The sequence below is a fragment of the Streptococcus sp. HMSC10A01 genome, assembly GCF_001807785.1.
GTDB lineage: Bacteria > Bacillota > Bacilli > Lactobacillales > Streptococcaceae > Streptococcus > Streptococcus gordonii.
The window spans coordinates 103,741-118,614 of the sequence record NZ_KV790983.1; the positions used below are offsets into that span (position 1 = coordinate 103,741).

Annotated in this window: 13 protein-coding genes; 2 read left to right on the forward strand and 11 right to left on the reverse strand. The window is 40.8% G+C overall.

From position 1 onward, the window contains the following. Nucleotides 1–6: 6 nt before the first annotated feature. The 10 genes from HMPREF3108_RS07690 to HMPREF3108_RS07735 form a co-directional block, all read right to left on the reverse strand. A complete protein-coding gene (locus HMPREF3108_RS07690; RefSeq protein WP_061598471.1) occupies nt 7–723 on the reverse strand; it encodes an NADPH-dependent oxidoreductase in 717 nt (238 codons plus the stop codon). Beyond that, nucleotides 720–1,619 carry a primosomal protein DnaI gene (dnaI, locus tag HMPREF3108_RS07695; RefSeq protein WP_061596093.1) on the reverse strand — a complete coding sequence of 300 codons (900 nt, stop codon included), beginning with the start codon at nt 1,617–1,619 and terminating at the stop codon, nt 720–722. Before dnaI ends, HMPREF3108_RS07690 begins: the two co-directional genes overlap by 4 nt. Then, entirely contained in the window at nt 1,620–2,774 is a 1,155-nt protein-coding gene (locus HMPREF3108_RS07700; protein WP_070494157.1) for a replication initiation and membrane attachment family protein, read from the reverse strand. After that, entirely contained in the window at nt 2,775–3,248 is a 474-nt protein-coding gene (nrdR, locus tag HMPREF3108_RS07705) for a transcriptional regulator NrdR (RefSeq protein WP_008808512.1), read from the reverse strand. A 353-nt stretch (nt 3,249–3,601) separates the two neighbouring features. Next, nucleotides 3,602–4,417, reverse strand: a complete 816-nt coding sequence (locus HMPREF3108_RS07710; RefSeq protein ID WP_048778398.1) for an endonuclease/exonuclease/phosphatase family protein — start codon at nt 4,415–4,417, stop codon at nt 3,602–3,604. A 17-nt stretch (nt 4,418–4,434) separates the two neighbouring features. After that, entirely contained in the window at nt 4,435–6,627 is a 2,193-nt protein-coding gene (locus HMPREF3108_RS07715; protein WP_045634245.1) for a PTS transporter subunit IIBC, read from the reverse strand. Between the two features lie 371 nt (nt 6,628–6,998). Next, entirely contained in the window at nt 6,999–7,688 is a 690-nt protein-coding gene (locus HMPREF3108_RS07720) for a response regulator transcription factor (RefSeq protein WP_048778395.1), read from the reverse strand. A gap of 12 nt (nt 7,689–7,700) precedes the next feature. Next, nucleotides 7,701–9,125, reverse strand: a complete 1,425-nt coding sequence (gene gndA, locus HMPREF3108_RS07725; RefSeq protein WP_061601492.1) for an NADP-dependent phosphogluconate dehydrogenase — start codon at nt 9,123–9,125, stop codon at nt 7,701–7,703. Between the two features lie 135 nt (nt 9,126–9,260). After that, entirely contained in the window at nt 9,261–10,742 is a 1,482-nt protein-coding gene (locus HMPREF3108_RS07730; protein WP_012000008.1) for a flotillin family protein, read from the reverse strand. 101 nt (nt 10,743–10,843) lie between these two features. Continuing rightward, entirely contained in the window at nt 10,844–11,374 is a 531-nt protein-coding gene (locus HMPREF3108_RS07735; RefSeq protein WP_048778391.1) for a YceD family protein, read from the reverse strand. 98 nt (nt 11,375–11,472) lie between these two features. Here HMPREF3108_RS07735 and HMPREF3108_RS07740 point away from each other — a divergent pair, with 98 nt between their 5' ends. Together HMPREF3108_RS07740 and HMPREF3108_RS07745 are read left to right on the forward strand one after the other, a co-directional pair. Further along, entirely contained in the window at nt 11,473–12,342 is an 870-nt protein-coding gene (locus HMPREF3108_RS07740) for an Rgg/GadR/MutR family transcriptional regulator (protein ID WP_048778389.1), read from the forward strand. 338 nt (nt 12,343–12,680) lie between these two features. After that, the gene (locus HMPREF3108_RS07745; protein ID WP_048778388.1) at nt 12,681–13,916 is read left to right on the forward strand and encodes an MFS transporter; all 1,236 of its coding nucleotides are present in this window, start codon (nt 12,681–12,683) and stop codon (nt 13,914–13,916) included. Nucleotides 13,917–14,066: 150 nt separating this feature from the next. Here the strand turns inward: HMPREF3108_RS07745 and HMPREF3108_RS10995 are convergent. Next, nucleotides 14,067–14,874, reverse strand: an 808-nt coding sequence (locus HMPREF3108_RS10995) for an N-acetylmuramoyl-L-alanine amidase family protein (protein WP_371106296.1), incomplete at its 5' end; no start/stop codon positions are given.

Genomic DNA, 14,874 nt, shown 5'->3' on the forward strand with positions numbered 1-14,874 from the left:
TCCGTCCTATTTTTCTAATTTCTTTTCTTTGAACAGTTGATCAATAGCCTGATTAGGCTCCTGACCAAATTGAGCAGCTAGGCGCTGACTCCAGGTTTCCTTAGCTCGCTCGCCGGCATATTCAGTCTGCACGCGGTCATAGGCTTGAATAGTTGAACAATCCTGTTCACGATATTCTTCCTCAAAGACCACTGCTTCATAAGGCAAACGTGGCTTGACTGCATGGTTCTGGTTAGGAGTTCCCAGAGCAATCCCAAAAACTGGGTAAGTGTAGTCTGGTAGTTTGAAAAGCTCTGCTATTTGACTGGCAGCATAACGAACCAGCCCAATAATTACTCCGCCGTAGCCCAAACTTTCAGCTGCTAAGAGAGTATTTTGCCCTGCCAAAGCAGCATCTACTGAGCTAATCAGGAGATTCTCTGTCCCCTCAGGGTAAAATTTCTCCGTATGCATGTGAACGCCATTTTGAGCTCGATTGAGGTCGCCAACAAAAAGCAAGAAGGCCGAAGACTGCCGAATGGCTTCTTGGGGGACCAAGTCAAAGAGGGCTTCTTTTTTCTTTTTGCTTCGCACCACAATGATAGAGTATGACTGGAAATTCTTCCAACTGGAAGCAGCCCGTCCAGCATCAATGATGGCACGTAATTCCTTATCCGAAATCTGCTCCTCCGTAAAGCGGCGAACAGACGTGTGAGCCTTCATCAAGTTAATCGTTTCATTCATCGGCGGTTCTCTCCTTCTAGGCGTACCTCCTGAGCCAGAAACTTAATCCGCTCCATAACCCGCTTGGCCTGCCAAGTCTCATCACCATTCTTAGAGCTGGCAAAGTGACGCTCTAAATCCGCAAAACTAAAGTTAGAAGTAAAGAAAGTTGGCAGATTTTCCTGCATACGGTGCTGGAGAATGACCTGCAAAATCTCATCCCTCATCCAAGGGCTAGATTGCTCAGCACCGATATCGTCCAAAATCAGCACTTGAGCTGTCTTGACCTGGTCAATCTTCTCCTTGACCAAGCCAGAGCTGATCGCATTCTTAACATCCAAAACAAAGCTCGGATAGTGGAGCAAAGTCGTTGAAACACTGCGTTTTTCTGACAAATCATGCGCCAGAGCAGCCATCATGTAGCTCTTGCCGACCCCAAAATCCCCATAGAGATAAACAGCTTTCTGATAATGAGGAAACTTAGCAACAAAGTCGCTCAACAGTACAAAAGCCTTGCGGCGACCAACATCGTCTATATAAACCTGAGCTAGACTAGCTTCCTTGAGGCTACTAGGCAGATTGATCAGGTTAAGTCTACTCTTAATCGCTTCATTCTTTTGCTGCTCGACTAGCTCTGGAGTCTCCTCGTAGGAAACATCCGCATAGCCTGCATTTTTAATCAAAATTGGCTTATAGCCCTTGGCAATATAGGCTTCATCTCCCAGCAAAAATCGATTCCGCTCACTGATGTATTGATTAAACTTCGAGATGCTGCGGGAAATTTCAGATTGACTGAGTTTTTCTTGCTTAATAAATGCTGCCACATCAGGATCTTCTACGATTTGACGGACTAACTCCTCATAGTTGAATTGGCGGGCAGGATTTTTATGTGAAAGGGTCTCTCCAATCTTTTCCATCTAGTCACCTCCTTGTTCTATCTTAGCAAGCTGACGACGTTTCAGTTCTTCTAACTCCGCCTGCTCCTCTGCACTTGTTTCATTTTTATAATCTGGCTGGCTCCATTCAGGAACATTGCTTTTAGCAACTGTCTGGCTAGATTTAACTGGTCTACTCTGGCTTTGCTGGTTGCGCTCGCGGATTTTCAGAACAGCTTCCTCAGCACTAGTCACCTTTTGATAGGCAAAATCATTGGCGACTTTTAGAGCGTACTTCTCATTCAGATTGGCTGAATCAACCTTATTTAAAGTCAGAAGCAAGACAATATTGATGACCTCATCTAAAAGGCCTAACTTAGCCAAGTCCAACAAAAGTTGTCTTTCTGATTGGGTAATCGTCGCCTGACGCTTTTTTTTAAGCTCTGCTAAGAAAAGCATTGGCACCTTACTCTTGGCAGCGCGGATTATGATTTGTTCATCCTGAGTAAATTTCTCATTGACACGTTTTTGAGCCAATTTTTGCTTCATACGCTCGACAGAAATAACATGAGAAATCGCTGTTTCTCTAGCCAATACATAAGTTTCATACCAAGTCCAGTTTTGTTGCTCAGCAATGGCAAACAAATCTAGTAAATCTTCTTTTTCATCAGCAAAACGTAAATTTTCCTGAGCCATTCTTCGCTTAAAGTTGGTCAGATCAAAGTCTGCTTGCTTCTTCTTAACCACTCCAATTTCATCTTCCACATCAAAGACTGTCGATAATTTCCTGGCCAAAGGTTGCCCCTGAGGCTGACTTCCCATTAAAGCTTCAACAGCCGTTTCACCAATTTTCTTTTCTAAAAGCCGTTTATAAACGTGATGCTGGAAAAATTCATCCGCTGAAAGCAAACTGAAAAGTTTGATCTGATAAGTCGACTCTCCTTGATAGAGTTCTAGCAAGTTCATGGCACTTAAGCGTTCAAAGCTCGTCTTTAAGACTTCCATTCCCATATTCAGATGATTCAAAATATGGCCAAAGGTATAAGCCTGATGACCGTCGTCCCAAAAAGCCAGACAGTACAGATAGAGACTGACTGCTTCTCGACCAATAATCGGCAGATAAAGACGGATCAGATTGTTTGTATCTTGACTAACCAGATTGTTTTTCATATAAGAAAACTGATCGTTTGGCCTCATCTATTCTTCTCTCTTCTTTTTTACACCCTTAGTAATTTGCTGGAGCAGACTTTCTAATTCACCAACATCTTTAAAACTTCGATAAACACTGGCAAAGCGAACATAGGTAATCTCATCTAATTCAGCTAGTTCATCCATAACAAGATTCCCGATAAAGTCACTGCTAATTTCATTCTCACTGCTACTTCGTACTTTCTGCTCAATGCGATTAACCAAAGCTTCAATCTCATCGCTTGAAACCGGACGCTTCTGAGCTGAGCGAATAATACCATTAAAAATCTTGTCTCTTGAAAATTGCTCCCTAGTCCCATCTTTTTTGACAACGACTAGGGTTCTTTCTTCTACCCGTTCATAAGTTGTAAATCGATGCTGGCAATCTTCGCATTCACGACGGCGACGAATAGTATTTCCATCCTCAGCTTGACGGCTATCAATAACACTGGATTTGCTCCCGCCACATTTTGGACAACGCATACGATTTCCTCCTCAAATCTTAATACTCTATTTTACCATAATTTTGCCCATAACAAAAGTAAGGCAAATCTAAATCAGTACACAGAACTATTAAAAGTATTTCTCCTATATTTCATACTTAAAAAAGAGACCGACATCCCTTCAATAGATTTGATTGGAATGTTAAACCCACCTAGCATATTAAAAAATGGAGGGTGGGATAAATATGAGTAACAGCAATTTAAAATCATTTGATAATTTCTCCCAAGAAGATATTCTCTTATACAAAAAAGTTCCAAGTTGAACTGAAACTCAAAAGTTAGGTTTTTAAACTAACCTCGCTAGTACAGTTCATTTAACTTGGAACTTTTTTTCTAAAATTTTGCCTCTACTTCTAAACCGAAATGGTCACTGACAACAGGGGTTCCCTTTCCGTCAAAGACCACAGCAGAGCTTTCAATTTGGATACCTTGGCTGGTAAAGATATAATCAATCTTCAGAGCGTCTTGGTTGCCATCCCAGCCAGCAATTTCGCCTTCAACTGTTGCCCTACCACTAATCTTTTGAGCAACCTTATGACTATCCTGCAATTTGAGTGGGCTCTTTATAATATGCTGATATCCTTCGTAATCGACAGGATTATTAAAGTCACCCATGAGAACCAGAGGAGTTTCGACCTTTAGAAGCTCTTCTTCAAGCTTTGACCACTCTCCTTGTAAGCCCTTGTCCCACCAAGATAGATGACAAGAGGCGATAGTCATCAATTGACCCTCTACCTCAGTCTCCGCTAACAAGACCTTGCGAGTGTGGTAATCCCTAGGATCATTCACTTCTGAGACCAAAACTTCTCTAGGAGCTATCGGTTTTCTGGACAAGATTGCCACACCTTCATTGTAAATGTCAAAACCGATATGATTATAAGCCCAAGACCAATGGTAGTCCAGTCCTGCTTTTGCCAATTTTTCTACTAGACAAAGGGCAAAGTGATCCTGATGAATCGCAATCGCTCCTTCAACAGCATGATAGAAAGGAGCCTGAACAACCTGTTCAGACTCCATTAATTGATTGACTTCCTGCAGGCAAATGACATCATATTTTTCTTGAAGAATACGTTCTGCAAGCTGATTTAGCTTGGTTTCTTGCTCTTCTTCCATCCAACTATGAGTATTTAATGTCAGGAATTTCGCCATGATTTCTCTTTTCTATTTTACAATTCAACCTTGGCAACAACTGTCTTAGCAGATGCTTGACCAAGTTTTTCTACAGTCACAGACTTAATAGCCGCCGCGTTTGTGAAGACAACAACTGTTGAAGTTTCACGACCAGCTGCCTTGATAGCTTCCAAATCAGCTGTCACAAGTAAATCACCTGCAGCAACCTTTTGACCTTCTGAAACATGAACTTCAAATGGTTGACCTTCTAAGCTGACAGTATCTAAGCCGATGTGAACCAATACTTCCAAGCCATTTTCTGTCAAAAGACCTAAAGCATGTTTCGTAGGGAATACGCTTGTTACAGTACCTGAAACAGGTGAGTAAATCTTACCATTTTCTGGCTCAACAGCAAATCCATCTCCCATCATCTTTTGTGAGAATACTGGATCTTTAACATCATCAATTGCGATGACTTGACCATCTGCAACAGTTTCTACTTCTTCTGTTACACCTTTGTAAGCAACTTCAGTAGCTGCTGATTCTGCTTTTTGGCTAGGAAGAGTTTCAGGAATCACTTCACCAGAATCCAGCAAGTCTTGGATATCAGATTTAAGAACGTCAGCTTTTGGTCCATAGATAGCCTGAACACCTTGACCTTTCATAACCAAGCCCATAGCGCCTTCAGCTTTCCATTGCTCTTCAGTTCCAACTTTTTCAGCGTCCTTGACAGTCACACGCAAACGAGTCATACATGCATCTACATCAACGATATTAGCACGACCACCTAGCAAATTGATAACATTGACTGCTTGAGATGCTTCTGCAACTTTGCCACTGCCAGCTTCTGATGAAGAAGCTTCATCTGATCCATCTGCAGTTTCATAGTTACCATTACGTCCTGGAGTCGCATAGTTGAATTTCTTAATCATGAAGTTTGCAATGAAGTACATGATGACTCCAAAGAGGATCGTTACCCAAATGAAGTTAATGATATCCATTCCCAAACCAGCATTGATTGCCAATGGAGTACGAGTTAAGAATTCGATAGAACCGAATGAGTGTACACGAAGGTTGACGATATCAGCCATTGCAAAAGCAGCACCCTGAACAACTGAGTAAATCAGGTAAAGAGGAGTTGCTACAAACATGAACATGTACTCGATTGGCTCAGTAACGCCAGTCAAGAAGGTTGCCAATGCAGTCGCAATCATCATACCTTTATATTTGTGCTTCTTGTCAGCATCTACATTGCGGTAGATAGCTGCAGCTACCCCCATCAAAATACCAAATGAACCAATCATTTGTCCAACTTTAAAGCGGGCTGGATGGTATGCTTCAAGTAATTGATTGTAGCTTGCCATATTTGAACCTTTAAGGTTAACAAGGTCAGTTACCCAAGCAAGCCAAAGTGGGTCTTGTCCGAATACTTGTGTACCTTTTGCTGCACCAGTTAACACTTCATATGTTCCACCAAGAGCAGTATAGTTCATTGGGATTGTCAACATATGGTGCAATCCAAATGGAAGCAAGAGACGTTCCAAAGTACCATATAAGAATGGTGCAAGAACTGGCGCAGTATCTTGTGAATTAGCAATCCAAATACCAAAGTTATTGATTCCAGTTTGGATAACTGGCCATACAAATGAAAGTACAATCGCAACAATCGCAGAACGCAAAATTACAACAAATGGAACAAAACGTTTCCCGTTAAAGAATGAAAGTGCATCTGGCAATTTACGGAAGTTATAGTATTTGTTGTAAGCAGTTGCTCCAACAAAACCAGCGATAATTCCGACAAATACCCCCATGTTTAGGGCAGGCGATTCTAAAACGCTGATAAAATAATCAGAAACCTTAATTGTTCCACCTAAAAGAGTGTGAACAGTTGCATCAGGATTTTTTAACATGTCACCAGAAACACCAAATATCACACCAGTGATACGGTTAATCAGGATAAAAGATAGACCTGCTGCAAAGGCACCACCGGCACGCTCTTTAGCCCAACTTCCCCCAATTGCAAGAGCAAAGAGTACATGGAGGTTCCCAATAACACCCCAACCAATTTGCTCTAAAACGCCACCTGTCGTTACCAACACACCAAAATTAGGATTAATCATTGGAAGCGACTTACCAATACTAATCATTAGACCAGCTGCGGGCATAACCGCAACAACCACCATTAAAGCTTTACCGAATTTCTGCCAAAATTCAAAGCTAAAAATGTTCTTGAATGAATTTTTCATCATCCAGACCTCCTTCTTTTTTACAAACTTCTATATGAAATCGTTTGCATTGCACACTACTATTTTATCACTTTTTTTAATTTTGTAAAGGGTTTTCATAAAAAAATTTTTATTTTTTATGATTTCCTCTTTTATTCTCTCTTTTCCCACCTTCATTTTCACTAACCTGCAAAAAAGTTGATTTATCAGGCTCTTTAAAACTCAAACTCAACATAATAATATAGATCCCGTTTTTGAATTATCTTCTTTCTTGTTTTTTAATAGGTAAGATCAGTCTATACATTTTAAGCAAACGATTGCGTTTCTCTGGCTAATTTTGACTAAAACTCAAATAAAAAACTCTAATTCTTTGAGAATTAGAGTTTTTTAATAAATCAACCCTGCATGGAATAACCAATTCCACGAACAGTTTTAATATAACTTTCTTGTCCAGGAAGATCGATTTTACTGCGGAGGTAACGAATATATACATCCACTATATTGGTCTCAGATGCACTTTCATACTTCCACACTCGGTCTAACAGTTGCTCACGGCTCATCACCTTATTACTGCTCATTAGAGTCACTAGTAAATCGTACTCTCGTCTCGTCAAAGCAATAATTTCTTCCCCTCGATAAACCGTATGATTTTTCAAATCAACCCGCAGATTACGATAAGCGGTAGGAACTTTTAACTGGCTACATTTCTGATCAATAAAATCTCGTCCACGAAAAATAGCAGAAATTTTATCAACCAGGTCACTAATAATAAAGGGTTTTACCATATAAGAAACTGCAAATTGCTGAATCTCTTCAGCTGAATCCGCAATTTCATCTCGACTCACCATTACAATGATAACTGCAGCTGGTTTTAATAAACTTAATTGTTGAGCAAAGGCGAAGGCTGTTCCATCAGCCAATTGATTATTTAGTAAAAGTAAATCATAATCGTTTTCCTTTGCTAGAGCTAGTCCCTTTTGTCCTGTTTCCGCTAGGTCTACTTGATAACTTTCCTTTTGTAATTCCAACATGATAAATCGTGCTAGATTCTTTTCATTTTCAACTAATAAAATCCGCTTCGCCATTGACCCATCGTCCTATTTTTCGTCGTACCAAGAATAGTGGAAAGTACCTTCTTTATCTTTACGCTGATATGTGTGTGCTCCAAAGTAGTCACGTTGTGCTTGGATCAAGTTAGCGGGTAGATCAGCTGAACGATAGCTATCAAAGTAAGTAATGGCTGCTGAGAAAGTTGGCACTGGTACACCAGCTTGAACAGCAAGAGCTACGATATCACGCACAGATTGTTGATATTTAGCAGTTACATCAAGGAAGTATTCATCCAAAAGCAAGTTAGCTAAGTCAGCATCACGGTTATAAGCATCTGTAATCTTTTGCAAGAAACGTGAACGGATGATACAGCCATCACGCCAGATAGAAGCGATATCCGCAAACGGTAGGTTCCAATTGTTTTCACGAGAAGCCACACGCAATTGCGCAAAACCTTGTGCATAAGAAATAATTTTTGAGAAGTAAAGAGCTTGACGGATCTTTTCGATCAACTCAGCCTTATCTCCTTCAAATTTGAAGGCGGCTGGTTTTGGAAGTACTTTGCTGGCGTGTACACGTTCTTCTTTGTAAGCTGAAATATAGCGGGCAAACACAGACTCAGTAATGAGTGACAATGGCACGCCTAAGTCAAGTGCTGATTGGCTAGTCCATTTACCAGTTCCCTTGTTACCTGCAGCATCAAGGATATAGTCTACGATTGGTCCTTCTTGGCCTTCATCGTCTTTACGGCTCAAGATATCAGCTGTGATTTCGATCAAGTAGCTATCAAGCTCGCCCTTGTTCCACTCAGTGAAGATTTCAGCCATGTCTTCTGCAGAAAGTCCGAGCAAATGTTGCATGAGGTCATAGCTTTCTGCGATTAATTGCATATCACCATACTCGATACCGTTGTGGACCATTTTCACATAGTGACCCGCTCCATCAGGACCGATGTAAGTCACACATGGTTTGCCATCTTCTGGTGCTTTAGCAGAGATTTCTTCGAGAACATCTGCTACCAATTCATAAGCTTCTTTTTGTCCACCAGGCATGATAGAAGGACCTTCGAGGGCACCTTTTTCACCACCAGAGACACCTGTACCGATAAAGTTGATGCCTGAGTTTGCTAACTCTTCGTTACGACGGATAGTATCTTTATAGAAAGTGTTTCCTCCGTCAATTAAGATATCGCCTTTATCCAAGTGTGGAAGAAGGGCTTGGATGGTTGCATCTGTACCAGGTCCAGCTTGAACCATCAGCATGATACGACGAGGTTTTTCGATTGAATTTACAAAGCTTTCAACGTCATAGCTTGGCACAAAGTTCTTTTCTGGATGGCAAGCAATTACGTCTTCTGTTTTGTTTGCTGAACGATTGTAGATGGCTACTGTATAGCCACGAGATTCAATATTGAGAGCAAGGTTACGACCCATAACGGCCATACCAACAACACCAAAATTTGCTTTAGTCATTTTTTTCTCCTATAGTTAGTTTGTTTTATTTTATCATGTTTAAGCTATAAAATAAAGAATTTATCTTGAAATGTTCGAAGAAGAAAATCCCCTGGGTAAAAATAGGATGAAGGCGAGCCTCATCCTAATCATTTTTTATTTCTTGTCATCAGTCGTAATTTCTTTAGCTTCAATCACTGGCTGTTCATCTTGTTTAAGCTTATTGACAGTCATATTAACACCAAGAGCGCCTGCTAGGAGTTGGCGGATATCGAAGCCTGCACCTTGCGATACTTGGTCAATACTCTGCATGATATCACCAACCATCTTAGAAGCATTGCCTTCACCATACATGGTGATTTTGTCCACTTTAGTAAGCGGCTCTGCTACAGCACGGGCAATTTCTGGCAGTTTGTCTACAATCATCTCAGTAATGGCAGCTTCCTGCATCTTCTTCATAGCTTCTGCTTTTTTATCCAAACCTTGAGCCTCTGCTTCTAGCTTAAGACGAATAGCCTCAGCTTCAGCACGTCCTTTGGCTTCAATGGCTTCAGCTTCTTGCAATTGTGCAAATTTTTCAGCCTCGGCTTGAGCCTTGCGAGCTTCTGCTTCTTTTTGAGTTTCAAAAAGTTCTGCTTCAGCTTGACGTTGACGCTCAATCAATTGTGCTTCCGCTGCTTGTTGACGAGAGTATTTTTCTGCCTCAGCCTGTTTGCGGATGTTAGCATCGAGTTCTTGCTCACGAACCTTAACTTCACGTTCCTTGACTTCAGCTTCTTTCTCTTGCTTCATGATATTAGCTTCAGCAGCCACGCGCTCTTGCTCACGACGTTGAATTTCTGCCTCGATCCCTTTAGCTGCATCAGCCTTAGCTTGCGCAATATCCGCTTCCTGCTTGAGAGCTGCTTGCTTCAGTTTCAACTCATTTTGCTTTTGAGCAATTTCCAAGTCAGCTGCTACCCGCTTGTCGTTAGCCAATTTGTCTTGCTCAGCTTCTACTTCCTTGCGCTCACGTTCCGCTTTGGCCTTTGCAATTAAGGCATCTTTTTTGATGGTTTCGACATTTTCAATACCGAGATTATCAATCACGCCACCTTCATCTGAAAAAGATTGGACAGTGAAAGCGATGACTTCCAAGCCCATTTTAGCCAAATCAGGAGCTACGTTATCCTGCACTTTTGAGGCAAATTCCTGACGGTCATTGACCATCTTGCGTAATTCCATCTGACCGATTACTTCACGAAGATTTCCTTCCAAGACATCTTGAACAGAGTTAGAAATATCAGTTGTATTCCAATTAAGGAAGTTTTCTGCCGCGCGAGCAATCATTTCGTCAGTCGTTCCGATTTTCAGCTTAACTGCTGCATCAGCACGAACATTAATGAAGTCTAGAGTTGGCACCGCCTCAGACGTACGAACATCTGTTGAGAACTGCTCAATATCCAGATAAGAGCGCTGTTCAACAAATGGAATCATAAATCCAGCCTTACCTCGCAAATGGCGTTGTTTGCGAAGGCCTGTGATGACGACTACTTCGTTAGGGCGAGCATTGACATATCCCTTAGCCAAAAGAACAAGTACAATAACTAAAATAATTGCACCAAGGATTAGCCAAGTTGGAAAGAAAAATGTATCCATAATAACTCCTTTTTCGACAAGAAAGCTTGTCCAATTTATTTTATTATCTTAGTATACCAGATTATTCTTTAATTCCTATTTTTTCTAGAAAATTTTATCCCTCATTCATCAAAAAGACCTTGTAAACCTGCAAATGGACTATTCTCTTCTTTTTTATCCGCTTGGTATTTCTGATAATCATCCTCTGTCATAACCTGCCAATCTCTTCCTGTTGGCAAGTCTGAGCCAGCCTCTTCAGCAGCTGTCAAAACTTTTAGGGGAATATTCAAAAGAATATTGTCCGCTACACTTTCTGCAACATTTATCTCACCATTTTCAATGGGAAGCACCAGATCCTGATCAATCATTTCCCGCGAAGCAACTTGTCCATCTTCCATGAAAATTTCATTAACCAGATAAGACTCTTTCCTCTCTACGGGTTCCATACTGCGACTAGAAGCCAATGTAATGGTATAAGAAAGTTCATAATCTAAGAAATAGAGTCCATCCTCATACTGGGCTCTACCACTAGCAACAATATCCTGAACATCTAAAATCTCAGCATTGCGTTCTTTTAATTCTTCAGCCAAGTCTAGCTTCTTTTCAAAAGCCAAACCATCTGGATTTTTGCGAATTTCTTGTATATTTAACATAAGTTCCTCTTTGTTTTTTTCTTTTATTATATCATGTTTAGGCGCTCTGCTGTTGTTGAAAATTATTTTGTTATAATAAATTGTAAGGAGGGAAGACAATGACACTACTAGGACAAGTTTTTAGGTTTTTTCGAGAGGCAAGGCACATCTCTTTATCTGAAGCCACTGGCGGAGAATTCTCCAAGTCCATGCTTTCCCGATTTGAAAATGGGCAGAGCGAGCTATCAGCTCAGAAACTTTTCAGCGCTCTCAGCGCTATCCACACAGAAACAGAAGAATTCACAGTTGCAGCTGGCATCCAGGATCATCATTCTCACAAGGAACTCCTAAGTCACATTCAAGATCTACTCCAAGCTAATCAGCATGACTTATTAGAAGAACTCTATCTAGAGAAGAAAAAAATTAGTCAAAATTCTAAAGAGGCAAATGATTGGGTTGAGCGCTTGATTGTAAAGGCCTACCTCTGTGCCCTCAAGGAATCTGAAAAAGCTAGTCCAGACGAGCTAGATTTCCTCCATGATTATCTCTTTTCAGTTGATATTTGGGGTCGCTATGAACTGAAGCTTTTTTCTATCTGCACTCCGGTTTTATCTCTAGACTTGTTTTCCCAATACACCAAAGAAATCCTCTCAAGAAATGATTTTACAGCCTTATTTGCCAACAATCGCAACACCTTGCATACCACTTTTTTAAATGGCTATCTTCTAGCCATCAGTCAGGAAGATATCACCCATGCAGACTTTTTCCAACAAGTCATTGAGCGACACTTTTATGAAGAAAATGAGACTTACTTTCGAATTGTCTACCTCTTTGCTCAGGGAGAGTTAGCTTGTTTGAAAGGACAAAAGAAAGAAGGGCTCGCCCAGATGGAAAAGGCAGTTGATATCTTCCATATCTTAGACTGCCAGCATAGCGCTGATTACTACCAAGAAGCTCTTGAAGCTGCTTTTCAAAAATATGGTAAATAAAACGAACCTCCACTTTTAAACTCGACGATTTTGAGTTAAAAAGTGGAGATTTTTTGATACTAGACGATCTCTAGCTTACTAATTTCAACAATTTCCACAAATTCGTTGAATATATGCGATATTTCCTGCAGCTTAGTTCTTCTAGTTTATACTAAAAGCAGAAAAAGCTCTCGCAAGTCACTTTTAGAACCTGACCACTTACCTAGGAGACTTGACCACTTGCGGAAAAGCTATTGAAATCAAGACTTTTCCTGCTATAATCAAAACTATCAAGGCCTTGTAGTTATTGACTATTTTTGAAAAATCTTTCAACCCATTCATTACTAAAGGAGATTTTTATGAAACTTGCCTTACGGAATAAATTATTTTCTTTTATTAGCCTCTCCCGAATCTTCAACACCCTGGGAGCGTCTATTTTCAATATTGTTTTTGTTGTATTTGCCTCCAGCATGCCTAGCCCCAAGTTTGCTATTGCTGTGGCTAATTTTATCGTCCTGGTTCCGACTTTCTTTACTATCTTCGTCGGCATCAAAGCAGATAAGACCATCCATAAAGCTCGCTGGCTGATTTATTTCGGTTATGTGCAAGCCCTGCTATTTGTTCTTGTCGCCTTTATGACTCGCTCCAGCTCTTATCTAGCTTTTTCAGTTGTCTGCTTCATGAATATTCTTTCTGATATTATCAGCGACTATCGAAGTGGCCTGCAAATGCCAATTTTGAAAAAGAACATTCCCGAGCAAGATCTAATGGAGGCCTTCTCCTTTACCCAGCTTATCAGTTTTCTTTGTGGCTTAGCCGGACAAGCCTTAGGAGTTTGGCTCTTAGCGATCAGCCAGCAAAACTTTTTCCTAGTCGCTTTAATCAATTCTTTAACCTTCCTACTCTCCTCTACTACCCTCTATCTAGTCCGACGACGATTGACCCATGATCCAGTAACCATTTCTGAGAATAAACCTCCTCTCAAGGAAGAACTGAAAAAAATGTATACATCTTCCAAACTCATCTTTGAGCAGGAGGGCTCTAACAACTTTCTCAAGTTGCTGGCTCAAATCTTGGTCATTAACGCTATGGCAGGTTCTCTTATAGCACTTTATAATCTCTATTTGCTAGACAACCCCATCTTTCATCTATCTTTTAGCCAGTCGCTCTTGATTCTTCAGACGACGCTTGTCCTAGCTATGATCATTGCTAGTTTGACTCCCAACGATTACTTCAGCCGTCTATCACTAAATCAGCTCATCATCTGGGCCGCTGTTATGATGATTCTGCTTGCTATCAGCAACTTCTTACATCTGCCCGTTTTCGTCGGTATTACTTTTGGATTTTTTCTTGCTTATGCTTCCGGCAAGATCAATCCCAAAATCAACACCCTCTTGCTAAGTAAGCTACCTTCCGATGTTCTCGCTCAGACTTCCAGCTTTCTGAGTTTGCTCTTCTCCTTCTCCGTTCCTCTGGGAACTATGATTTTCTCAAGTCTAGCTCTTTGGAATATGAATGCTAGCTGGCTAATTTTCAGCTTTATCGGCGTAATTGCTCTGCTCCTATCTATTGAAAAAAAGAATGAGATAAAATAAATCCGATGAATGCAATTCTATTGACTTTGAGTTAAAAGCAGTCTTATTTTAGACAGTAAAAAACGACAACTTCCAAATAAGAAGTTATCGTTTTTTTGAGTCATGGAAAGCTAAAAGATCAAGTGTCATTTAGCTTATGCTCTTTCGTGATTAGTTTCTGCCAAAGCGTCTGCCTCTACCATTTCGGTCAAAGTACATCCAGGTTCCGTCTTCTAGACGAATCCATTTGTTGCGAACCATATCACCTGACTTCGGATCAAAGTATCGTTCAGCACCATTAACATAGACAACTTGGCCCTTGACCTGCTTACCATCTTGACCGAAGTAGAGAACCTGCTTGTTGATCGTTTGGAGACCTGTTACAGCTTTGCCGTCTTGATCAAAGTAATACCATTCATTTTTAGCGCCTTCTGCAAATTTATTGACGGCCATCTCTCCTGAGTTGGCATCAAAGTAACGGATGGATTTATCAGCCAAAGTCACTACTTGACCCTTGACTTGCTTGCCATCTTGACCGAAGTAGAGAACCTGCTTGTTGATCGTTTGGAGACCTGTTACAGCTTTGCCGTCTTGATCAAAGTAATACCATTCATTTTTAGCGCCTTCTGCAAATTTGTTGACGGCCATCTCTCCTGAATTGGCATCAAAGTAACGAATGCTCTTGTCTGCTAACGTCACTACCTGACCCTTGACCTGCTTACCATCTTGACCGAAGTAGAGAACTTGATTGTTGATTGTCTTAAGACCCGTTACAGCTTTGCCGTCTTGATCAAAGTAATACCATTCATTTTTAGCGCCTTCTGCAAATTTGTTGACGGCCATCTCTCCTGAATTGGCATCAAAGTAACGAATGCTCTTGTCTGCTAGTGTCACTACCTGACCCTTGACTTGCTTGCCATCTTGGCCAAAGTAGAGAACTTGCTTGTTAATTGTCTTAAGACCCGTTACAGCTTTGCCG

Bases quoted from the DNA above. Each gene is read 5' to 3' on its own strand.
- HMPREF3108_RS07690 (WP_061598471.1), bottom strand. From the start codon at position 723: ATGAATGAAACGATTAACTTGATGAAGGCTCACACGTCTGTTCGCCGC.
- dnaI (WP_061596093.1), bottom strand. From the start codon at position 1,619: ATGGAAAAGATTGGAGAGACCCTTTCACATAAAAATCCTGCCCGCCAA.
- HMPREF3108_RS07700 (WP_070494157.1), bottom strand. From the start codon at position 2,774: ATGAGGCCAAACGATCAGTTTTCTTATATGAAAAACAATCTGGTTAGT.
- nrdR (WP_008808512.1), bottom strand. From the start codon at position 3,248: ATGCGTTGTCCAAAATGTGGCGGGAGCAAATCCAGTGTTATTGATAGC.
- HMPREF3108_RS07710 (WP_048778398.1), bottom strand. From the start codon at position 4,417: ATGGCGAAATTCCTGACATTAAATACTCATAGTTGGATGGAAGAAGAG.
- HMPREF3108_RS07715 (WP_045634245.1), bottom strand. From the start codon at position 6,627: ATGATGAAAAATTCATTCAAGAACATTTTTAGCTTTGAATTTTGGCAG.
- HMPREF3108_RS07720 (WP_048778395.1), bottom strand. From the start codon at position 7,688: ATGGCGAAGCGGATTTTATTAGTTGAAAATGAAAAGAATCTAGCACGA.
- gndA (WP_061601492.1), bottom strand. From the start codon at position 9,125: ATGACTAAAGCAAATTTTGGTGTTGTTGGTATGGCCGTTATGGGTCGT.
- HMPREF3108_RS07730 (WP_012000008.1), bottom strand. From the start codon at position 10,742: ATGGATACATTTTTCTTTCCAACTTGGCTAATCCTTGGTGCAATTATT.
- HMPREF3108_RS07735 (WP_048778391.1), bottom strand. From the start codon at position 11,374: ATGTTAAATATACAAGAAATTCGCAAAAATCCAGATGGTTTGGCTTTT.
- HMPREF3108_RS07740 (WP_048778389.1), top strand. From the start codon at position 11,473: ATGACACTACTAGGACAAGTTTTTAGGTTTTTTCGAGAGGCAAGGCAC.
- HMPREF3108_RS07745 (WP_048778388.1), top strand. From the start codon at position 12,681: ATGAAACTTGCCTTACGGAATAAATTATTTTCTTTTATTAGCCTCTCC.